Source organism: Pseudoalteromonas sp. P1-30, from assembly GCF_001400005.1.
GTDB classification, from domain to species: Bacteria; Pseudomonadota; Gammaproteobacteria; order Enterobacterales; family Alteromonadaceae; genus Pseudoalteromonas; species Pseudoalteromonas atlantica.
This window is the reverse complement of the sequence record NZ_LKBC01000003.1, coordinates 216,157-239,089: the sequence shown is the minus strand read 5'-3', so window position 1 is coordinate 239,089 and position 22,933 is coordinate 216,157. Positions and strand designations below refer to the sequence as shown.

Genomic DNA, 22,933 nt, shown 5'->3' with positions numbered 1-22,933 from the left:
GTTAAATACCTAGTGGGGTAGTGTCTTCGCTATCAATTACGCCATCGTTATCGGCGTCTTGGTCGGCAATTAATCCAGCTAAGGCTATATCTTCATCGCTGGTGTTAGGTAAAAAGAAGTTAGGTAAGCCGTCGTGGTCTGTATCTACGCTGGCAATAGCTATGCCTCTAAAGTCATCACGAGAGGCGACTAAGTTGGTCATGCCTATGTAAAGCTCAAGCTGATCGGCTTCGCCATTAACGCCATTATTTATTAAGCTTTGTGCTTTAGTGGTATCGTTAATTAGCGTAAAACTGTTTACTAAATCTTCCATGTTGTCGGCAATAATTGTATCGGCAAAGTTTAAAATAAGAGGCTCAAGCGTATTTAAAAGCGTGCTAGCTTGTGTTTTTGCATTGCTATAGTTTGCTGAAAAATCGCTAATATTCGCCGCGTTAGTGCCCATACTTGAAAGCATAGAATAACGTTCAAATTCACCTGTTTGAGCTTCTTCTAAGCCAATTACTTCGGCTTTAACAGCGGCTAAAATAGTTTCTAGCTGATCGCTTGTTAATGCATTTAGCTCAGGGGTTATTTCAGTAATAGCATCATTTAAAGTGGTACTTGCCAGTGATGTTTGGTTTGCATTAACTAAGTAACCTAAGGTTTCTAAGCGGGCTTCAAACCTGTCTTCGGTATCTTCATCTAGGGCAATGTAGCTAAGTAGTTGATTGTGTACACCAGCTACTTGCTCCGATAAGCCGCCTTTAATAAGCGATACTATTACTTGATTATGAGCTGCAATTGATGAGGTATTACTTAGCGTACGTATATCGCCTGCATTGAGCGTATTAAGCATGGTTAAGCATTTATTAACGGCATTTGCTGTATCACCACCGACTTGCGCAGTTAAATCAACTAACAATTTACAGCCCTTGGAACCGGTTAAAAGCGTGGTTGATGATTCTTTGCTTATGTAGTCATCCGAGGCTATAAAGTCGCCAGCATAGGTAAATACTTGCTGTGCTAGATCGTTTCTGCCAGCTTCACTTAAAATTAGGCCTGTGCCAGGGACGTTATCAAGCGATGTTAACGCTCTAAAAAATTCGTTGTAATCACCATTTTCTGTAAAAAAGCTGCGAGCTTGAGCTGCGGCACTCGTTATATCTTCCCCACCAAGCAGGCGATTAGCTATATTAAAACCATACACTTGCTCTTGCGCGTTGTTTATATCGTTTTCGCTGTCTGATAGCGTTATTGCTGGGTTTTCGTCGCTTTGGTAAAGGCCTTCAATTAAGCCTGCTAAAAATTGAATAGGGTAAGTGTAGTTATCTAAAGTAGCGGCGCTATAAGGCGATGCTGAGTAAGCGTAGTTACTATCAAAACCCGTTGAACCATACATGGCAAGTACTTGGTTGGTATAGTCTTTAGCCGCTTCAAATTCACCAGCTCTATAAAGGTATTGCGCAGCCCATGCACCATGTAGCGTTTTGTATTGCTCGTATGGTTGGCCTTCGTATTCGCCGCTACGTACTAGCCTGTAACCTGTTTTTACTGCAAGTTGCGCGTAGTTATTAGCAAGCAATTTGGCTTGCGTTAAATCGCTTTCATCTAGGCTTTGCGCATAGCTTTGTAGGGCGTCATCTATTGATAAGCGTACGCCATTTAAAAAGTAGCCATAGCTTGAGGTGTATTCGTCTTCGCGTACTTGCTCTGCGTATAATGAAATTGTATTTAACAAATTACTTGCTTGCGAAACTTGATCAGCAGCTAAATAGCTTTTTACTAAAGAATAAAGCGCTGATGCGTCTGATGAGGCAATGTTATCAAAGCCTTTATCAGCTAAGTATTGGTTGTAGGCCGCCACCGCTTGGTCACGGTAATCGTTTGCTTGTTCTGTTTGGCCTATTTCGTCTAGTGCTTGTGCCACATCTTTTAGTGCTGAAGAACGCGCTGTTTGCTCGTTTATAAGCGCTAAATAGTCGTTAGCAGTATCTAAAAATCCTGCACGTGCATAGGCCGCAGCTTGGGTTGCGTATACCTCATATCGAGAAAGTTCATCGGCAATATTTGCGCTTAACTCGTCGGCTTGTTTTAAGTGCGACAGACTAGAGCTGTAATAATAATTAAGTTTATCTTCGTTAGTTACATAAGACGGGCTTAGTGAAATAATTGCAGTTAACGGCTCGCTAATTAGGCCATCTGTGTAGCTAATTTCAAATTGCTCATCAATACTGCTTAGAGATTGAGCCTCATAGGTAAACTCACCCGTGGTGCTATTTATGCTCATTACGCCATTACTCGGTGGTGTTATTAAGCTAATAGTTACGGTGTCGCCATCTAAGTCTTGTGTAGTAATAACCCCTTGAGTGGTGGTTGAAGAGGTAACAAATACATTAGTAGTGAGTAGCTGCGGGGCATCATTAACATTTTCTACGCTAAAACGTATCACTACATTTGCCGTTAAGCTGCCATCGCTTGCGCTAATGGTTGCTGTGTCTTCTCCAAAATAATTACTAAATGGTGTGTAGGTAAATTCACCGTTTGCTTCAACTGCTATGATGCCATTGCTTGGTGCATTAGCAAGCGTATAGCTTAAGGCGTCATCGTCGGTGGCTGTTACTTGGCCTGAAAAAGTGGTGTCTTCGTTTACAGTAAAACTTAAATTAGGTTGAGAAAACTGTGGAGCAGTATTACCAGAGCCCCCGCCACAACCTGCCAACGCAAGCGCGCATAATATTGGGGTAAATTTAATTAGCTTGTTCATTATTGTTAATATTAAAAGTTAATGATGTTGCGAATGATAACGAATATCAATTAGATTTTAAAGTGTGTAAGGTATTTTCATATTAATAGTGAGTATCCACAAAGTACTTCTAAGGCAGCTAAAACACAAAAACCTGCTATTAACAGGGCTTTATTGTGAGTAAAAATGAGATTAGTAAAGTGGGGGGATGGTTATTAGTTTAAGTCGCTAATAATAAGCAGCGGAAAGTTTTTAACTGAACGAGGTTGCCAATTATTATAGCTAATATTGCTAATTCCAAAATAGTTAAGCACCTTAGGTGAGTACGTCCAGCCTCGCGCACGTTGCTTTATGGCGGCACTGCGTAAACTGGGTTTTAGCCCTACTGTGAGTAGGTCGTGATTTACATTTAGCTTTGTGTAAAAGGCTTTTTCGCGCAAGCTTGCTTTAGCAATTACCTCATCGTAATGGGCGCGTAATGTCTGCCACTTTTGGCTTTTTTGTGGCTCTTTTAAGTGCTTTACCATGGCATCAATATCACTATCTAACCACTTAGCTGAGGCTGCATCCCCATGCCAGCCAATAATTGTATTGGGCTCAATTGTAGTAGGGTGGCCAGCAAGCAACACATAATTTGCACACGATGAAAAGCAAAACTGCTTTATGTTTACCGTTAGCTTATGCGCCAAAATTAATTCGGCTAAATCCATCCCTAAATCAATGTTTCCGCCGCCGCTGGTAATCGTAAATGTATTAATTGTAGGGTTAGTTTTTAAAAGCTCAGCTGCCGTATTGTTATTTTGTTTGTTGATTTGGCCACTGTATATAATGGTTTTATCACTTAAGGTTACTTGAGCCTGCAATAACGTAGGGAGTATTAAAAAAAGGGTAAAAATTAATTTATGCATATGAGTTTTAAGTGAGAATTTTTGCCAAAGGCTACGTAATTTGGCTAAACGAGGCAAATACTAATTTGTCTAAAGTAAGTTAACCCCTTTTAACCCATCCTTAACCCTTGCCCTAATACACTGTGTGTAATGATGTAAATTAGGCACAGTTAAATGGTTTATTTTAAAAAGCGCTCAACGGTTTTATTGCTTGCACTTAGCTGCACGCTTGCTGCGTGTAGTAGCCAGCCAAGCTATACAGGTAATAGCACCGAGCAATCGCTAAAGCAGCATGCAAATTGGCAATACACACAAGATGATGCAACTGAGGTAAGTTATATCACTGATTTAGTGAATATAGCGGGGCTTGATTCGCTTATTAACCAAGCCGTTGCAAATAACCCTTCATTTAACCAAGTGCATGTGGCGCTAAAACTTGCTTATGCGCAGCGCGATGTTACCGCAGCAAGCCAGTGGTTTAGTGTAGATGCCGATTTTGACGCTCAGCGCAACGAAACAACTGGCACACAGTACAGCTCATCACTAGGGGTTAGCTGGGAGGCCGACGTATGGCAAAAAATTGCTGATAAAGTAGCCGCGCAAGACATGACCATAGCCAGTAATCAGGCCACTTACCAAGGCGCTAAAGACACCTTAGTAGCCAGCGTGATGCGCACGTATTTAAACATTATTTTGCAGCAAGATTTACTTAACATAGAGCAGCAGCGCTTAACGGTTTTAGAAAATAACGAGCAAAGTATTGTTGAGCGTTACCAATACGGCTTAGGTGATTTAGAAGCCCTTGATACCGCGCGTACAAATACCGCTTCAACCCGAGCCACTATTGCCGATTACCAAGAACAAATAGCACAAGCTAAACGCGCTTTAGTATTATTAGTGGGCGTTGATAAACTTGAAAACTTACCTACTACCTCTGTTTTCCCTGAGGTTATTGAGCCGCTAAGCGCGCTACCAGAGCAAGATTTAGCGCGTCGCCCCGATTTACAAAGTGCCTATTACAATATTCAATCTAAACGTTATTTAGTGGATGTAGCTTACAAAGATTTACTGCCAAGCATTACGCTTTCGGCATCGCTTAGCGATTTAGCAACTACACCAAGCCAAGCATTATTAACCAGCCCAGTATGGAACTTATTAGGCAGTTTAAGTGCGCCGTTGTTTCAAGGCGGGGCACTTCGTGCACAAGTTGATATTGCAAAATTAAATGCCGAACAGGCGTTTTGGGAATACCAAGACACGCTACTTAGCGCCGTAAACGAAGTAGAAAACGCACTAGGCCAAGAGCAATCATTAACACAGCAGCAGCTACAAATTAGTAAAGCACTTGCCAGTGCTAAGCGCAGTTATAGCAACTACCAAAGCAAATACCAGCAAGGTTTGGTTGATATTTTAGACCTACTAACCGTGCAGCAGCAGGTGTACGACCTACAAGCTCAGCTAAGCCAAATAAATTACACCCTTTTAACTAACCGTATAGATTTAGGCCTTGCCTTGGGCCTTGGAGTATCGTCATGAAAATTTCGCCAGTACCTGTTGTTGTAACTCTTGTTGCCATTGTTTGTATAGGGCTTGCTATTTCATATAACGGCCAAAAAATGGCGCAGCAAGCAAATGGCCCAAAGCCTGAGCCGGCTAAATCTGTGGCACCCAATGTATCGGTTATTAACGCTGTGCCAAGTACGTATCAAGCCTATGTTAGCGGCCACGGTGAGGCTAAAGCACACTGGGCGCTTAGCTTAAAAGCACAAGTTAAGGGCGAAATAACCAATATGAGCGAGCAATTTGCTACCGGTAATGTAGTTAAAAAGGGCCAAGTGCTTGCACAAATAGATAACACCGAATACTTACAAGCAGTCGCGAGCGCTAAAGCCACATTGGCAGATGCCAAACTTGCCCTACAAGAAGAGCAAGACTTAGGAAACCAAGCAAAGCGTGAATGGCAGCGCTCGGGTGTAACACAAGCGCCAAGCTCACCTTTAGTATTTAGAACGCTACAGCTAGAAGCCGCCCAAGCAACGGCCGATAACGCCCAATACGCACTACAAACTGCGCAGCGTGATGAAAAAAACACCCATATAAGTGCGCCGTTTGATGCTGTTATTTTATCGCGCGATGTAGATTTAGGCACTTACGTAAGCATTGGCGATACACTGGCTACATTAAACAGCACCGACAAAGTAGAAATTAGCGTACCGCTTTCATTAAGCCAATGGCAAAACCTGGCAAGCGATAAGTCGGGCGAGGTTATTTTAAGTGATGTAACAACACAGAATCAGTGGCAAGGTTACATTGCTCGTTTTGAACAGCATCTTGACGATAGCTCTCGCCAGCGCAGTGTAGTGGTTGCGCTAGACAAACCTTTTGAGCAAGCAACACCATTGTTACCAGGTACATTTTTAGCGGTACAAATTGCCGGTAAAGCGCTTAACAACGTAATTAAATTACCCGCCTCAGCAGTATCGCAAGAGGGCTTAATTTGGTACGTAAACGAGCAAAACACGTTAATGAGCATTCAAGCGCAAAAACTATTTGAGCGCGGTGATTACGTTTATATCTCTCCTATTGAAGGACACACTAATTTACGTGTGGTGGCTCGCCCACTCGTAAGCTACTTAAACGATATGTTAGTAAACCCAATTGTTGAGGAGATGCCATAATGAGCCCGCATCAAGCACCGCAATTACCTAATAATACTAACCCTTTGCACGGCATTATTAGCTGGTTCGCTAACAACTCAGTGGCCGCCAATTTATTACTCATTAGCGTAATAGTTATGGGCATAATGTCGCTTTCTACTTTGCGTAAAGAGGCGTTTCCAAGCCTTGAGCCAGATACTATTTCGGTATCGGTGGTTTACGACAGTGGCGATGCCTTACAAGCAGAAGAAGGCATCGCCCTAAAAGTAGAAGAAGCCCTTGAAACCGTACCGGGTATTAAGCGCATTACCTCTACATCTGATGCCAGCGGCAGCCATGTAAGCATTGAGAAAAAAACCGATTACTCGCTTGATGAGTTACTCACCGATGTTAAAAACCAAGTTGATGCCATAAATAACTTTCCGGCAGATGCCGAAGAGCCGGTGATCGACAAAGCGCGCAGGCAAGATCACGCATTAACTTTACAATTATTTGGTGGTGCCGACCGTCATACGTTGCAAAATCTAGGTGAAAAACTAAAAGCCGATTTATTAGCTAAATCGGGCATTAGCGATGTAGAACAATCGGGCGTGCTAGACCCTATGATGTCGGTAGAAATCGACGAAGGCAAACTACAAGCCTACGGTTTAACAATTAGCGATGTAAGCGAGGTGATTAACAACGAATCATCGAGCCCGCTTTCTACTAGCTTGCGCGATAGCAATAAAATTATGCGCCTAAAAGCGGCAGACCAAGCTTATTGGCAGCGCGACTTTGCCAATATAGTGTTACTTACAACGCAATCAGGCACACAAATTAAATTAGGTGATGTAGCAACCGTTACCGACACATTCGCAGAAGATACCAACTCACTAAGTCGTTATAACCAACAAAATGCCGTAGGCATTGAAATTTTAATGGATGAAAATAGCGATATAACCACCATAGTTGAGCAAGCACAAAGCGTAATTGATACATGGCACGAGCGCGGCTTATTACCGCAAAATGTAGAGCTTGAAAGCTGGCACGACAAAAGCACCATGATCACCGAGCGCCTATCGCTGCTTACTAAAAATGCCGTAACCGGTATTATTATGGTGTTTGTTATTTTAGCGATATTTTTAAATGTACGCGTTGCGCTATGGGTTGCAGGTGGCTTGCCATTTGTATTTTTTGGCACACTGTACTTTATGACCGACAACTACACCGCGCTGACCATAAATGAAATGACCACCTTTGGTTTTATTATGGCGTTGGGGATCGTGGTCGACGATGCCGTGGTTGTGGGGGAGAGTATTTACACCACTCGCAAAAAACACGGCGACACCCTTAATAACACGATTTTAGGCACCATGAAGGTGGCTGTCCCCACCATATTTGGCGTATTAACCACGGTAGCTGCGTTTGTTGCGCTTTCGAATGTATCTGGCAATTTAGGTAAAATTTACTCTCAGTTTGCGACCGTAGTGACGATTTGTTTACTGCTTTCGGTTGTTGAGTCAAAACTTATTTTACCGTCGCATTTAGCCCACGTAAGCACTAAACGCCAGTTAAAGTCGGGCCTTAGTGGCTTGTGGTCAAAGGTGCAGCACGGCGCCGACAGCGGTCTAACTTGGTTTAGCGATAAAGTGTACCGCCGCGTTATTGAATACTCGTTACGATTTAGATACGCCATTGTTGCTGCATTTGTGGCCTTTTTTATTCTGGTTGTTGGTATGCCTATGACCGGTGCAGTAAAAGTAGGTTTTTTCCCAAGTATTGCCGGCGATACCGTAACCGCTGAACTTGTTATGCAAAACGATGCAGCGTATGGGCAAACTAATAAAAACTTGTTAGCGCTTGAGCAAAGTGCACTACAAGCCCAGCAAAATTTAATGGATAAGTTTGACTCGCAAGAGAGCGAAATAACGAGCTTACAATTAGTGAGCAGTAGCGATACTAGCGGTACGGTAAGTGTTGAGCTATTAAACGAGGGCGACTTTACTGCAAGCGAATTTGCACAAGAATGGCAGCGCCTTGCCGGTATGCCAGAGGGCAGCAAAAAACTACAAGTATTGGCTACACGTAAAATGGTCGATAACTTTAAAGTAGAGTTAAAAGCGTGGGATGACGAAACCGTAATGGCCGCAGGCGCACTGTTTAAAGAGCGCTTACAAAATACTGCTGGTGTTAATGGCATAGACGATAATTTAAACCCAGGTCAGCCACAGCTTAAATTTACCTTAAACGCACAAGGGCGCGCTTTAGGTATGGATACGGCAAGCCTATCAGAGCAGGTTTTACAAGCTTTTGGTGGAGCAATTGTACAGCGTTACCAGCGCGATAAAGACGAAGTAAAAGTACGTGTACGTTACCCAGAAAACGCCCGTAAAACACCAGCCGATATAATGCAATCGCGTATTAGGTTACCCGATGGCACCGTAGTACCTTTGGTTAACGTAGCCAATATAAGTAGCGAATATCAGCAAGATGAAATAACCCGCATTGATGGCCTACGTGCAATTTACTTAAGCGCACAAGTAGATAAAAACATTGTGGCATCTAACGAATTAGTTGCTAACTTAAGCCGCGATTTAGTACCTGAGCTTAACGCGCAATTTCCTAACTTAAGTATTCACTTTGCCGGAGAAGCCGAAGAGCAAGATGAAACAACAGGCTCAATGGCCACTATGTTTATAGCCGCGTTATTAGTTATTTACGTATTGCTGGCGATTCCGCTTAAATCGTACATTCAACCTATGTTGATTATGGTGGCGATTCCCTTTGGTATTGTGGGGGCTATTTTAGGCCATTGGTGGAACGACTTAACCATCAGCATACTTTCTTTAAATGGTATTTTGGCGCTCAGTGGGGTGGTTGTAAACGACAGCCTATTATTGGTATCGCGCTTTAACGAGCTGGTAAAAGATGAAGGCATGAGCACGCACGATGCCATTGTAGAGTCGTGTACAAGCCGCCTGCGCGCGGTAATGCTTACCTCAATTACAACCTATGCGGGCTTAGTGCCGTTATTAAGCGAAACCTCAATGCAGGCACAGTTTTTAATCCCTGCTGCGGCATCACTTGGTTATGGTATTTTGTTTGCCACGGTTATTACATTAATCCTTATTCCGGCATTATTAATGATTCAAATAGACATTAAGCGCTTACTTGCCAATGTGTTAGACTTTTTAAGTGGTAAACGCACCCAAGGAGCTGCCTCTTAATGATAAACGTACTACTGGTGGAAGACGACATAGACCTGGCAACAACAATTGTTGATTACCTCGATATAGAAGACATTGAGTGTGACCATGCAAGCAACGGCGTTTTGGGCTTAAACTTACTGCAAATTAATGATTATCAGATGATTATTTTAGATGTAAACATGCCCAAAATGGACGGCTTAACAATGTGCAAAACATTGCGTGAACAAGGTAAAGATATTCCGGTATTAATGTTGACCGCACGCGATAGCCTCGATAATAAACTTGAGGGCTTTGCCGCCGGTAGCGACGACTATTTAGTAAAACCCTTTGCCATGAAAGAGCTAGTAGCGAGGGTACAAGTACTGGCAAAGCGCAAAAGTGGTGAGGCAAAACGCCTCACCTTAGCTAATTTAAATTTAGATTTAGCAAAGCGCAGTGCCGATGTAGAGGGGCAAACATTAAAGTTATCGCCCATTGCATTTAAATTGCTAGAAACCTTAGTACGCCATGCGCCGCAGCCTGTTACGCGCAGTAGCATTATGCAAGCTATATGGGGCGAAGAGCAGCCCGACAGCAACAGTTTAAAAGTGCATGTGCATCATTTGCGCAAGCAATTAGAAGCAACCACACACCAAGTTACACTTGAAACCATTCCTAGTGTGGGCTTTGCAATAACAGCAAACGAAGGGCAACCACAATGAAAATAAGGCCTAGTTTAAGGCTCTACTTTTTTGCCAGTATGGTAGTGCTTAGCTCTGCTATGGCCATTGGCTTTTCGTTTTTAAGTGTAAATTACTTTATTGATGGGCTAGATAAAGGCTTAAACGGAGTTATGTTAAAGCTTTCGCAAACCACTGAAGTAAAGCCTGGGGAAACAAAAGAGCTGGTGGGCTTTAATATAGCAAGTCGCTGGGAAGACATGCCTGCGTCAATTCAGCAGCGTTTTAAAAAACCAACAGAGGTGGGGCTTTTACATAAAACAAAAGACAGGCCATCGATGTTTTCTATGCCGCAAAATTTATTTTTTGTGGTGTATTATCCAAACCCCGAAGGCGAGCCGCGTTATATATCGCGCATTATGCTCGAAAAAGACAAACCAAAATTGCTCGCTAATATAGAGCCCGAACAACGCATGCTATGGATTGCCATTACAGGCATTGCTGCCATTGTATTATTTGCGTTTTTTTTGTTTATGGTAATGAAAAAAATAGCCAAGCCAGTGGAGTCGTTAAGGGGTTGGGCTAAATCGTTAAACCAAACTAATCTGCAGCAAACACCGCCCGATTTTACATATAACGAACTAAACACTTTAGCCACATTAATACGCAGCAGCTTACTTTCGGCAAATGAAAGCGTAGAGCGCGAGCAACGCTTTTTAAGCTATGCCAGCCACGAGCTGCGTACGCCAATTTCGGTTATTCGCAGTAACGTTGAGCTACTCAATCGGCTGAGCGAAAAAGCCCCGTTAAGTGATAAACAACAGCTTACACTTGAGCGTATAGAGCGCGCCGGTTTAACCATGAGCGATTTAACCGATACGTTATTATGGCTAAGCCGCAACGAAGATCAGCAAAGTAGTCCAGAACCTGTAAACCTTAGTGATAAAATAACGACCCTGAGTAATGAGCTTAATTACCTGCTTAATGCTAAGCACGTTGAGGTGGTTTTAAACACCCAGCAAGAGAGCGTTATTACCACCGATGCTACTGCGTGCCACATTGTACTGACTAATTTAATTCGTAATGCCTACCAACATACCCAATTTGGCCAAGTACACATTACGCAGCAAGGCGGTAAAGTGACTATTGTTAATTGTAGTAAGCAAGACTATGCCCCTAAAGGGATCTCGCCTTCAGCAAAACACGCCAGCATAGGGTACGGACTAGGCCTGCAATTAAGCGAAAAAATAATAAAACGCCACGGCTGGATTTACGATGTAAACGACAAGCCAGGGCGCTATGAAGTGGTGGTCGATTTTAGTTAGTTATTTGGTTAATTAGGTTTCAAGTATTAATAACCGCGCTAAGGCTTTTTATAAAGTGTTAGCGCGGTTTTTTATGTGAAATTAAACATTTGATTGAATAGTATGCGATAGTGGAGTGTGAAACTGGGAATGGGAAATTGCTCTATAGTAATCAGGGCAATCCAGTACAAACTAGTTGCGATTATTGAATGTTTTATTTTAGGAGATGTATGCAGATACTTTTAGTTTTTATATTACTTTGCCCATTTTGGGTATGTAGTGCTGAAAACACATCGCTTGTTATTGCTGAAAATGTACTGAGCTCAGATGAAGCAAAAAAATTACACATTCATCGACTAGTTGATGGAAATAGTGAAAATTTGGACGATAGCTGGATAATACTAATGTATCCCGAAGTTGATCAGCAAGGCCAACCAATATCTGAGTTATGCATAAGTATTAATAGTGGTCCAAAGAAGTTAGCTTCGTTGTGTGCTGCTATAAACAAGTCTGAAATTAGCGGGTTTAATCGTTCTGATTTTGAAATAGGGGAAAGTGTTTCTGTTTCAGCTGATTTTACATATGGTGCGGCTAGTTATACTTTACAAAATGTTTTATTACTTGAAAGCGAAGACTATGAGTCATTCAAAGAGCGATATAACAAACGCGGCGACCCAGAGAATGATTAATAGTCATATATTTAGCAAACAATACAAAAAACGATACCAACATATTTAGTGTTGGATAACATGGAGTGTTTATTTTTATGTTCAAAATTATAATTATTTTAATATCAATTATTTCTTTTAATGCCTTGGCAGCAGAAGAAGTGAAGCTTGGAGTTGTAGGGAACGTTGGAGCGGATGGCTTTTTTAGCCCAAAAGTAATGTCATTTATTATTGAAAACGTAAAGCCTAATTCACCCGCTGAAAAAGCAGGGATTGTTGCAGGGCAAAAAATTATTTCTATAGAAGGCTGTAAAATTCCGGGCTGCCCTGCCAGTAAAGCAAAAAAATTAATGCGAAAGGAGTCAGGGGACATCTTACAGTTAGTTTTAGAAAATGAGGATGGTAGCCAAGTTCCTTTAGAGGTTCCTATGAATGCTTGGTAAGACTAATGAGCTTTAAGCGCCGTTAATTGTCGGACGGTGCTGCGCTTCCGACCTACGTTTTAAAACGGTTTAAAAGTCTATTAAAAAAGCGGCTTAACGTAGTAAACGTTAAGCCGCTTTTTTGTGATTGCTGATAGGATAATACTTGTAAATGATTATTCGGGGGCAGCTTGTTTGGTTTTTCTAAACATAAACTCAAGCGGAATGTGTAAGCGTTTTGCCCACGCGTTTTCGGTGTGATCTTCACCCGGAAAAAACTGGCTTTGCCATAGCTTTGCTGGGTAGTGTTGCGCCATAAATAAATCATCAATTTGCGCTTGTAGCTTAGGGTACATGGCATCTAAAGTGCTGTCGCCGTAATCAAAATACACTTTTTGGTTACTCAGCTTTTCGATGTTGTTGGCAATGTAATTTTTAAACTCGGCAAATACTTCGTCGTCGTGGCTAAAAATACCTGGCCAGTGGGTCGACATACAAATAGCGCCTGCAAATTCGCTAGGATAATTAAGTAGTGTATACCACGATATAAGCCCACCCATGCTAGAGCCACCAATATAGCGATGCTGCGCGCCTTTATTTACGTTGTAGTTAGACTCTATATAAGGAATAACTTCTTTAACTAAAAAGCGTGAGTAGTTGTCTGAGTACACCTTAGAGGCAAATAATTTGTGGCCTGGGTATTTTTCTAACTGGTATAGGGCATTTTGCTTTTGTTTGCTCAAGGCCTCAAACGGTTGTTGTGGGTAGTATTCGCTGTGGCGGTTTTCAACGGCGTTTGGAATGCCTACCACAATAAATGGGCGTACTTTGCCTTGCTCTATTAATGAGCCGGCTACTTCATCTACGCGCCATTCTTGTTTGTTCCATGTGCTATTGGCGTCAAACAGCATGCGGCCATCGTGCATGTAAAGTACATCGTAGGTGGTGTTTTTGTTGTAACCTGGCGGTAGCCATACATTTAAAAAACGGTTTTTTACAAACTGTGATTCTATATTGTCGATCACCTCAATGTGGCCCTTGCTTACTTGCACTTTGGGCGTATTTGCATAGCTGGTATGCACTACAAATATTGATAAGCTAAACAGTAAAGCAACTAATTTCATGGTGGCGCCTTAGCATACAAAAAGTGCACTATCACAAGCTTGCGTTGTTAATTCAATGTGAATACGTATGCACTTGTATTTAAGCTATAAATGCATACACATACAATTTATAAATCGCTGCGCCAGCCCATGCCCGACTCTTCCATAAGGCGCTCGTATACGCCCTCAATATTAAGTGGCAGCCATGCTTTATATTGCTTTAAATCTGAAAATTCATCGAGCTTAACGTTTTGTTTTATTTGCTCTAGGCTTTGCCCTGCAAGTGCGCCTGCGGTTACTTGGCTGTAAAGCTTCTCTATATAGCGTAAGTAACGTGCTACATCGGCTTTATTACCCATATCGGCATGGCCGCCCACAAAGGTATTAAAGTCGTAATTTAATACCGCTTGGGTTGAATTAATCATACCTTGAATATCGTAGCTCCACAGTTTTTGCCATGGCATTCTGCCAATGACTATCCAGTCGACCACAAAGAGTGTTTTTTGTTTTTCGAACAGCATACTTACTGAGCCTCGGCCATCGTTAGGGCCGTGGTAGTTAAGTTTTAAAGTTGAGCCGCCAAGGCTAAGTATTAGTTCATCATCAAAAGTAAGGTTAGGCATAACCGTTTTTATTTTCGTGTTTTTAATATCTTGCGCGGTAAGTTTGTGCGCAACAAAGGTTGTGTACGGGCTTTTAAATACCTCTGCGCCGTAAATATGGTCGCTGTGATTATGGCTATATACAACGTATTTAACGGGTACGTTATAGCGAGTTTTAATTTGCTCCTTTAACCACGTGGCAGCTTTTTTATTAAGTGGGTCGGTAACTATTGCACCTTGTGGGGTGATTAAAAATACCGAGCGGTGTCTGTCGTCAATAAAGCGGTGGAGGCCATCGCCTAAATCTTCAATTTCGTAACTTTGCGCCATAAAACCTGTAAATAGTAGGCTGGTGGCAAGTAGTGTTTGTAATAAGCGAAGCATGCACAATCCTGTTTAATGTTCTAAGGGTCTGTTGACCTTTGCGGATTAAAATTTGTTCAAACTAGGGGCTATTTAATCGCGGCGCGAGGTTTGTAACCTAGTGGGCTAAGTAAAAGCCGAGCAAAGCTTCCGCGTCCTGCTCACGCCCTTTACCTACATCCATGTAGGCAACAAAGAGTAAATAGCCCCTAGGAAGAACCCTTTGAGCAGCGCCTGTTTGGCATTAATGCTACGTTATCGCCTATTTGTGGGGAACAACCACACTATATAGGCTCTGCCTTGCCTAAATACCAAACAGACAGCTGCAAATTTAACCTTAAAAGATCAACAGACCCTAGCATTAAGTAAGAAAGTGCTAATGAGTATAAAATTTCAGTCAAAGTAAAAGCCATTTTATTTTAAATATAAAATGGCTTTGTTAGGTTGGATTTAACGCAGGGTGAGCTGCTGGTTTATTTCTTCAAAAATACCAGCATCATCTATGGTTGAAGGAATTTGTAGTTCGTCGCCATCGACCAATTGGCGTAAATTTTTGCGTAGTATTTTACCTGAGCGAGTTTTTGGTAATCGCTCTACGCTTACTATCGTTTTAAGGCACGCTATAGCGCCTATTTGGTTGCGTACTGTTTGCACAAGCTCTTGCTCTACATCGGTAGGGGAGCCGGTAAAGTCGTTTTTAAGTACGATCATGGCCATCGGTAATTGGCCTTTTAGTGTATCGGTAACCCCAAACACCGCGCACTCTGCAACGGCAGGGTGGGATGCGACTATTTCTTCCATTTCGCCAGTTGAAAGCCTATGGCCTGCTACGTTTATAACATCGTCTGTGCGGCCCATTATAAATAGGTAACCATCGTCATCTATGTAACCACCATCACCGGAAAGATAATACCCCGGGTACTGAGTTAAATAACCGGTTTTAAAGCGCGCTGTGTTTTGCCAAATGGTGGGTAAGCAACCTGGCGGCAGCGGCAATTTTATAGCCACCACGCCTTGCTCGTTTGGTGCGCATTGCTCGCCTTGCATATTCAATATTTGCACATCAAACCCAGGGGTTGGCACGGTAGAGCTACCTGGTTTTGTTACTAATTCTTCTATGCCTACGGGGTTACAGGCAATGGCCCAGCCGGTTTCTGTTTGCCACCAGTGATCGAGTATTGGCAGGTTGGTTTTTTCTTTTAGCCAGTTGTACGTTGGCGGGTCGAGCCGCTCGCCAGCTAAAAATAGTCGTTTTAAACTACTGGTGTTGTACTGCTTAAAGCCCTCTGCATTTGGGTCTTCTTTTTTGATGGCTCTAAACGCAGTGGGCGCTGTAAATAATGCAGTTACTTGGTACTGCTCTACTACTCGCCAAAATGCACTGGCATCAGGTGTGCGAACTGGTTTGCCTTCAAACAACACTGTTGTACAGCGATAAATTAGCGGGGCATACACTATGTAGGAGTGCCCAACGACCCAGCCTATATCTGAGGCAGCCCAAAATACGTCGCCGGGCTGCATGCCGTAAACGGTTTCCATGCTGTAGTGCATAGCAACACCATGGCCGCCGTTTTCACGCACTACGCCTTTAGGCGTGCCTGTAGTGCCTGAGGTATATAAAATATAAAGAGGATCACGCCCACTTACAGGTACTGGCTCTACTGCAGTGGCTGTTTGCATTGCCTCATCCCAGTTAATATCTCTTGTGGGGATAAGCGTGGCAGCTACTTGTTCGCGCTGGTAAATAACGCAGTGATCTATTTTATGATTGGCAAGATCTATGGCGTGATCAATCAGCGGTTTATATTCTATTACGCTATCTACCTCTACACCGCACGAAGCGCTCAGTATGAGTTTAGGTTTAGCATCGTCTATACGTACGGCGAGTTCATGCGCTGCAAAGCCACCAAATACCACAGAGTGTATAGCGCCTAATCTGGCGCAGGCCAGCATGCCTATTACAGCTTGGGGGATCATGGGCATATAAATAACAACGCGGTCACCTTTACTAACGCCTAACGATTGCATTACACCGGCAAATTTAGCTACCTCTTGCTGTAACTGGTAGTAGCTATACTTCTGCTGCGTGTTGGTAACGGGGGAGTCGTAAATAAGCGCGGTTTGCTCGCCAAAACCGGCAATAACGTGTTGGTCGAGCGCTAAAAAACTGGTGTTTAGTTGGCCATCATCAAACCAATGGTAAAGGCCGTCAGTGTCTTGTGTGTAGGCGTGTTCAGGATTTTTATACCAAGGTAGGCGCTTTGCTTGTTCAAGCCAAAATTGTGCTGGGTTTTGTTTAAAGCTTTCGTATTGTTGTTTATATGGGCCTAACATAATGGGCTCCTAATACTAAATGTGTGTGAGAGACCTTACAAAAGGTAGGCTTTTTTTTAACCGATAGGTATTCGACTATGGTCGGCTAAAAGTTAAACAACACTTTGGGTTTTAAAATACAAAATTGACAATACAAAGCGTGTGGCTCAGCATGGCGAGCAATTAAAATAAGAGAAAACGCAATATGAGTAACGTAGTAAGAGTAGGGGTTGCGGTTATTATAATGCGCCAAAACACTATTTTATTAGGTGAGCGAATAGGGTCGCATGGTGCAAATACATGGGCAACGCCTGGTGGACATTTAGAATTTGGTGAAAGTGTTGAGCAGTGCGCAATACGCGAGGTATTTGAGGAAACAGGGCTAAATGTGAGCAAAATTACTAAGCTTGATTTTACTAACGATATTTTTAGTGCTGACAATAAACACTACATTACCTTATACGTAAAAGCCGATTACGAGGGCGGCGAGCCTGTGCTAAACGAGCCAAATAAATGTATGCAGTGGCGCTGGTGCGACATTAATAATTTACCATCGCCACTGTTTACATCACTTAAAAACTACTTAACTACAACAACGCTTACGGCTTAGTTGATGGGCTTAATACTAATTTTTTAAAGCTCACTTGGGCGTAATCACCATTTTGCTTGTCGGTGGCCCAATCGCCAGTGCCTAAACAACCTGGGTACCAAATGCCTTTAGCGCTTTTGGTGCTACATTGGTTATAAGCACCCGCTTTAAAATAATGCCAATCGGCAGCATAGCCATTAGGGTGATCTTTTTCATCTACCTTGCCATAGGCATCGATGTTATTGCCTAAGTTAATTGCGTAATTAACGTCTTTTTTGCCTTGGGCGCTAAAGGTTAAGTACATCATGTTTTTATGCACGTTTACTGTGTAACTAAAGTCTTCGCCAAGCGCTATGCCCGCCACACCGGGATCGTCTGAGTTTTCCCAGGTATTCCCCCACACAGGGTATGTAATGTCGGTACGGTTAGGATCTTTTTTTGGTAAGTTACGTTCGTAGTTCCAAAAAACAGATCCGGTTTTATGGCCAGGCCATTTTTTATAATAAATTTTAAGTGGTTCGTTACCCCAGCCAAAACCCAGTTTTGTATCTATTAGGGCTTGATCTTTACCTGCGTGAATTTGCCCTACCACCACAGAATAAGCGGCTTTTTTATTAGGGTCGTTAGCGCGTAGTGCAACATGATCCACCTTTAGGGTGGCTTCCATTTTTCCGCCTACCGAGCCAAAACGCTCCGATAGCGGGTGTACAGCTAGGGCAAAATTATTCTTTGAATTTTTAGTTTTTATTTTGGTATTGGTGCCGCGGATCATTTGTCTTAGTTCACTGCGGGTATTGGTTGAATTTGCACTGGTAAGCGCTTTATTTGGCGAGGTAAATACCATATAACCTTGATCATCAAGGTAGAAAAAATCAGGGTGCGCATAGGTTTGGATCTCTTCTACGTCTACGGTATCTATTTTTCCATCGTTATTGAGATCTACAGGTACGTTTATTTTCCATTGCGATAAATCAAATTTTGACGCAGGTACTACGACATTACTATCAACAGGTGTACTTGTGCTGGCACACCCCATAAATAGCAAAGGGGTAACAGCAGCCAGTGCTGTGAGTTTAAAAGTAGATGTTAGATTTTTCATTGTTGTCTCTGTGTGATGATATTAAAAATGAGCGATATTAACTTCGCTTAACTTTAATCTAACATACCAATTTAAAATATCAACATTACCAATTTTTTGTTTTCGTAGTTTTTTTGTTGTCTTTTTGGTTATACCAATGTGGTTTTTTGTTGCTGTTGTTTTTTGCGTTTTTTATTTAGGTGTTTGCGCTGCGCTTTTTTTACATGCTTAACTATCCACTTTGTCATAATGGGCATAAGTTCTGGCGCAAAGTTATGGCCCATCCCAGGGACTACTCTTAGCTTGGCTTTTTTTATAAGGCTTGCCGTTTTTTTCCCTGCACTTACGGGTATTACCACATCGTCGCTGCCATGAATTACTAAAGTAGGCGTTTTAATTTTACGAATTAAATGTTGCCTGTCTTTACTCGCGGCCATAGCAATAAGCTGGCGTTTGTAGCCACTTGGATTATGCGAGCGCTCTACAATTTGCGTTGCATGATGGCGAAGTGCGTCTTCTGATTGAGGGTAAGCGGGGCTGCCAATAAGTTGGTTAAGTTTAATGTTGTAGTTTATTGCCTCATCACGGCTGGATGTTTTGGGCTTTAATTTGGCAAGCTTTATAAATACGCCAATGCTTTTGGCACTCAGCCTTGGCAGGCTAGAGCTTGACATAATAGTGGTTAAACTTAGCACCTTTTTTTTATGTTGAGCTGCAATTAGCTGAGCAATCATACCGCCCATAGAAGCACCTACAAAATGCGCTTTTTTTATTTTAAGCGCCGCCATAAGCGCCAATACATCGTTTGCCATATCATCAAGTAAATAGGGGGTTTGCGTGCGTATGGGTAGGCGTTTACTTAACCACGATTTAAATAAACTCGGGCTAGGGTGATGCTCTAAATGGGTAGATAGGCCAGTGTCGCGGTTATCAAAGCGTATAACCCTAAAGCCTTTTTTTACTAAGGTGTAGTAAAGCGAGTCCGGCCACACGGTCATTTGTGCGCCTAAACCCATAATAAGTATGATTGCAGGGGCTTTTTTATCGCCTTCGTCTTGGTAACTGAGTGTTATACCCTGAGGTGTTTTAATTGTTCGCATAGCCAACTAGCAGTGTTTGCGTTGCTAAAATTATAGACCCTGTTTATTACAACTTGTTGGCAGTAGCTGGAAGCGGTAGTTGCCACTTGGTTAAAATAGCCTGATATTCGCCGTTTTCTTTTAGTGTGTTAAGTGCATGGCTAATAGCGCTTGCGGTGTGTTTATCTAGGGTTTTGTTGGCACTAAAATATAATTTTGAAGGGTAGTCGGTTAAATGAATTCGCTTAGTTATTAAATTGGGATTTAGGCCTGAGCGCTTTAGCTCGTTATTTAACGTAAGTGTGTTGGTTAGTACAAAGTCGATGCGTTTTTTATAAAGCATTTGCCACAGTTGCTGATAGTAGCTTACAAGAACTAGGTTTTTGTCTTCGGTAAAACCGGCGTTTTTTAAATAGGTGGCACTTGAATAGCCACGTATTGTGGCCACTTGGTAAAATTTTGCGTGATTAAGGTGGGTAACTTCATCAGTACGGTTTTTTAAGCTAACTAAATAAGCATCGGCAAAGTATGACTCACCTAGCCAGGTGTATTGCCTTGCTCTAAGGGGGGTTTTTAAAAGAGACAACGCAATTGCATTTGGGTTGTTTTTAAGCATTGTAAAAATACGCGCCATAGGAATTATTTCAAACTTGGCGGATAGCTTTGTATGTTTAATGGTGGCTTTGGCTAAATCGACTAATGCGCCGTCGGGTTCGTTATTTTCATTTATAAAATGATAAGGCGGGAGATCTTCTGCTACAAAGGTAATGGTCTGTGCGTTGCACATGGCGCTATAAAGCATAAACACACAAATACTTAATACTACACGCACAAATTTAACCCACATTTTTAATTATTATGCGCTCTAGTTTAAAGAGTGTTGATTAAAAGGTATACCATAAATGTTTATTTAATGTGAATAACACTGCGGTTCATTTACGTTTTAAAAATTGTGTGGGTGTGCAATGGTGCCATCGTAAAAAAGCACGATTAAACGAGCTCTGATCTTTAAAGCCTAACAGGTTAGCTAGTTCGCTAAGTGGGAGCGTACCAATTAACGTGCGGGAGCGGTTTTTTCTTTCTTGTTCGAGCAATTGCGCAAAGGTTACATGTTGTTTTTTTAAATGTCGCTGTAGCGTGCGCGGTGTTACGTTTAGTGCGCTTGCAACTGCAATAAGCTGGCAATTTTGTAATGTTGTTTTTGCTATAAGTAGCTGTTTAACTTTTTCTGTTAGGCACTGCTGACTTTTAAAACGCGATAGCTGCTGTTGTGAAAGCTGCTTAAATGTAGCATTTACAATGGCGTTGTCGGTTTTAAAGGCAAGGTTTAAATAACTGCTCGGAAAGTTTATTTGGTTATGCGCTGCGCCGCTTATAACGGGGCATTTAAACCACGCCTCTAACTGTTGTGTGTGCCTTTTAGGCCAATTATGTATAAAGCTGATACTGCTTGGGCAAAGTGATGCGTTTATCAATTGGCGAATAACGCTTACCCAAGCAGTCATGTTTCGTAATACTACTTGTTCATTACAATGAGGATGAGCATGCCAGCGCACCGTAGCGGTGTCTGCAGTTTGTAAAAACTGCGCTTTACCAATATCTGCCACTAAGCTGTCGTAATTTAACAGTGCCTTTATAGCGCTACTTAGGGTATCGCTCGATTCTATTAAATAGCCCAATATACCGTAATCTGCGGGGCGAATGTGCATACCTAAAGTAAAACCAAACAGCGGATCGTTTAGCGCTTTTTGACCATACACAAGCAGCACATTGTAACTTTGTAAACTAATACGGGGTGCTAATTGCTGACTATGCTGGCGACTAAATTCAGTAAACCCGATTGCCTTAAGAGCCGTATTAGAATCAATACCTTGGGTTTGCAAGTAATCTAAAATGCTCGAAAAGTAATGATCAGCCAGTGTATGCATTTGTCGTCTAAAGCTAAAAAATGGTCGTGTATGAGCAAGCTTGCCATGTTCAATTTTTATATGCTAGTTACATGAGTAATTATCTTCGCTGTAAACAATGATCTTTATATCAATAAAGCAAACGCTTAATGCAGATCCTTTGCAAATAATAACCACCTTGTTGGATCATCAACAGTTAGATCGCTTTTTTAATGCCAAGTTTGAGCTAATAAAAACAGCAAATAGCGGTGAGCTAAAAGGCGGGAAAGGCGCTATTAGGCAAGTGAAAATGGCAAATGCTACGTTTAATGAGCGTATAATAATGGCTAACCCCAGCCACATTTGCTACCAAATAGAAGGTAATAAGCCTGTGGCAAACCATCAAGGTGATATTTATTTAGTTGCTAATACAGGCGCTAAAAGTAACACTACCGAGCTTAATTATTGTATACGCTGCAAAGCGCCGTGGTGGCTGCCAAATGCTTTGCTAAAACACCTAATTAGTAAAGATATAACCCAGGCATTAAATAAACTGCAGCATTACTTTATGGTGGGCAAAGTATGAACTCAGAAATTATTTTACTTGCCCTAAGCCCTGTTTTTTTAGTGTTTGTATGCTTTGAATTTGTAAAATTTAAGCGCTATTACAATATAAAAGACAGCCTAGCAAACACCGTTTTAGCCTTGTTGCACCAAGGCGCAGATGCAATGGCACTGCTGCTACTTATGCCATTTTTTTACATGCTTTACGAGTACCGCTTATTTGATATAAAGCTGAGTGTATTAAGCGTTGCTTTTGCATTTTTACTGCAAGATTTTTTGTACTATTGGTTTCATCGTGCGTCGCATCATATTCATTGGTTGTGGGCTGCGCATGTGGTTCACCACAGCTCCACTAAAATGAATTTTACCACTGCGTTTAGGCAAAGCATAATGTACCCAGTAGCCGGCATGTGGGTATTTTGGCTACCTATGATACTACTAGGCTTTGACCCTTTAACCGTATTTAGTGTAGTAGCACTTAATTTGGCGTATCAATTTTTTGTGCACACGCAAATAGTGGCTAAGTTAGGCTGGTTTGAAAGCGTATTTAATACGCCATCGCACCACAGGGTTCATCATGCAATTAATAAACGCTACCTTGATAAAAACTTTGCTGGTGTGCTTATTATTTGGGATAAATTATTTGGCACATTTGTAGAAGAAGACAAAAATCAGCCCTGTAAATACGGCATAGTAGGGCAGCTAAATAGTAATAACCCACTAATAATAACGTTTCATCAGTGGGCTTATTTATTAAAAAGTACCTATACGGCGAAAGGGTTAATAGCTAAATGCAAAGTGCTATTTGGCTACCCAACCAGTAGTGTTAAAGTTAAAAACGAGTGA

19 protein-coding genes are annotated in these 22,933 nt (G+C 41.9%); 10 read left to right on the top strand and 9 right to left on the bottom strand.

What is annotated here, in order from left to right; genetic code table 11:
* Position 1 precedes the first annotated feature (1 nt).
* Both AN395_RS09280 and AN395_RS09275 read right to left on the bottom strand, forming a co-directional pair.
* A complete protein-coding gene (locus AN395_RS09280) occupies positions 2-2,746 on the bottom strand; it encodes an Ig-like domain-containing protein (protein WP_054982800.1) in 2,745 nt (914 codons plus the stop codon).
* A 194-nt stretch (positions 2,747-2,940) separates the two neighbouring features.
* Positions 2,941-3,633 carry a hypothetical protein gene (locus AN395_RS09275; RefSeq protein ID WP_232510938.1) on the bottom strand — a complete coding sequence of 231 codons (693 nt, stop codon included), beginning with the start codon at positions 3,631-3,633 and terminating at the stop codon, positions 2,941-2,943.
* 153 nt (positions 3,634-3,786) lie between these two features.
* On the opposite strand from AN395_RS09275, the gene AN395_RS09270 reads away from it, so the two are divergent.
* The 7 genes from AN395_RS09270 (at position 3,787) to AN395_RS09240 (ending at position 12,531) form a co-directional block, all read left to right on the top strand.
* Entirely contained in the window at positions 3,787-5,148 is a 1,362-nt protein-coding gene (locus AN395_RS09270; protein WP_054982798.1) for a TolC family protein, read from the top strand.
* Positions 5,145-6,290, top strand: coding sequence for an efflux RND transporter periplasmic adaptor subunit (locus AN395_RS09265; RefSeq protein WP_004588879.1), 1,146 nt, complete (start codon positions 5,145-5,147; stop codon positions 6,288-6,290). The genes AN395_RS09270 and AN395_RS09265 overlap by 4 nt, the downstream gene beginning before the upstream one ends.
* A complete protein-coding gene (locus AN395_RS09260) occupies positions 6,290-9,475 on the top strand; it encodes an efflux RND transporter permease subunit (protein WP_054982797.1) in 3,186 nt (1,061 codons plus the stop codon). The genes AN395_RS09265 and AN395_RS09260 overlap by 1 nt, the downstream gene beginning before the upstream one ends.
* Positions 9,475-10,158, top strand: a complete 684-nt coding sequence (locus AN395_RS09255) for a response regulator transcription factor (RefSeq protein ID WP_029772931.1) — start codon at positions 9,475-9,477, stop codon at positions 10,156-10,158. Before AN395_RS09260 ends, AN395_RS09255 begins: the two co-directional genes overlap by 1 nt.
* A complete protein-coding gene (locus tag AN395_RS09250) occupies positions 10,155-11,441 on the top strand; it encodes a HAMP domain-containing sensor histidine kinase (protein ID WP_054982796.1) in 1,287 nt (428 codons plus the stop codon). Before AN395_RS09255 ends, AN395_RS09250 begins: the two co-directional genes overlap by 4 nt.
* A gap of 209 nt (positions 11,442-11,650) precedes the next feature.
* On the top strand, positions 11,651-12,109 hold the full coding sequence (locus AN395_RS09245; RefSeq protein ID WP_054982795.1) for a hypothetical protein: 459 nt from the start codon (positions 11,651-11,653) through the stop codon (positions 12,107-12,109).
* Positions 12,110-12,186: 77 nt separating this feature from the next.
* Positions 12,187-12,531, top strand: coding sequence for a PDZ domain-containing protein (locus AN395_RS09240; protein WP_024033228.1), 345 nt, complete (start codon positions 12,187-12,189; stop codon positions 12,529-12,531).
* A gap of 155 nt (positions 12,532-12,686) precedes the next feature.
* Here the strand turns inward: AN395_RS09240 and AN395_RS09235 are convergent, their stop codons facing one another.
* The 3 genes from AN395_RS09235 to AN395_RS09225 form a co-directional block, all read right to left on the bottom strand.
* Complete coding sequence (locus tag AN395_RS09235) at positions 12,687-13,634, bottom strand: alpha/beta hydrolase (protein WP_054982794.1); 948 nt, start codon at positions 13,632-13,634, stop codon at positions 12,687-12,689.
* Between the two features lie 107 nt (positions 13,635-13,741).
* The gene (locus tag AN395_RS09230; protein ID WP_054982793.1) at positions 13,742-14,599 is read right to left on the bottom strand and encodes an MBL fold metallo-hydrolase; all 858 of its coding nucleotides are present in this window, start codon (positions 14,597-14,599) and stop codon (positions 13,742-13,744) included.
* Between the two features lie 429 nt (positions 14,600-15,028).
* Positions 15,029-16,912, bottom strand: a complete 1,884-nt coding sequence (locus tag AN395_RS09225; RefSeq protein WP_054982792.1) for an AMP-binding protein — start codon at positions 16,910-16,912, stop codon at positions 15,029-15,031.
* A 184-nt stretch (positions 16,913-17,096) separates the two neighbouring features.
* Between AN395_RS09225 and AN395_RS09220 the strand changes: the two genes are divergently transcribed.
* A complete protein-coding gene (locus tag AN395_RS09220; RefSeq protein WP_054982791.1) occupies positions 17,097-17,501 on the top strand; it encodes an NUDIX hydrolase in 405 nt (134 codons plus the stop codon).
* Here the strand turns inward: AN395_RS09220 and AN395_RS09215 are convergent.
* The 4 genes from AN395_RS09215 to AN395_RS09200 all read right to left on the bottom strand — a co-directional run bounded on the left by AN395_RS09215 (position 17,491) and on the right by AN395_RS09200 (position 21,565).
* Positions 17,491-18,579 (bottom strand): polysaccharide lyase family 7 protein, encoded by a 1,089-nt coding sequence (locus tag AN395_RS09215; RefSeq protein WP_054982790.1) that lies wholly within the window; start codon positions 18,577-18,579, stop codon positions 17,491-17,493. The genes AN395_RS09220 and AN395_RS09215 overlap by 11 nt on opposite strands.
* Positions 18,580-18,707: 128 nt before the next feature.
* On the bottom strand, positions 18,708-19,658 hold the full coding sequence (locus tag AN395_RS09210) for an alpha/beta fold hydrolase (RefSeq protein WP_054982789.1): 951 nt from the start codon (positions 19,656-19,658) through the stop codon (positions 18,708-18,710).
* Between the two features lie 46 nt (positions 19,659-19,704).
* On the bottom strand, positions 19,705-20,484 hold the full coding sequence (locus tag AN395_RS09205; protein WP_054982788.1) for an ABC transporter substrate-binding protein: 780 nt from the start codon (positions 20,482-20,484) through the stop codon (positions 19,705-19,707).
* An 85-nt stretch (positions 20,485-20,569) separates the two neighbouring features.
* Positions 20,570-21,565, bottom strand: a complete 996-nt coding sequence (locus AN395_RS09200) for an AraC family transcriptional regulator (protein WP_054982787.1) — start codon at positions 21,563-21,565, stop codon at positions 20,570-20,572.
* Positions 21,566-21,662: 97 nt separating this feature from the next.
* Here AN395_RS09200 and AN395_RS09195 point away from each other — a divergent pair, with 97 nt between their 5' ends.
* A complete protein-coding gene (locus tag AN395_RS09195; RefSeq protein WP_024033219.1) occupies positions 21,663-22,109 on the top strand; it encodes an SRPBCC family protein in 447 nt (148 codons plus the stop codon).
* Positions 22,106-22,933, top strand: a complete 828-nt coding sequence (locus AN395_RS09190; RefSeq protein ID WP_054982786.1) for a sterol desaturase family protein — start codon at positions 22,106-22,108, stop codon at positions 22,931-22,933. The genes AN395_RS09195 and AN395_RS09190 overlap by 4 nt, the downstream gene beginning before the upstream one ends.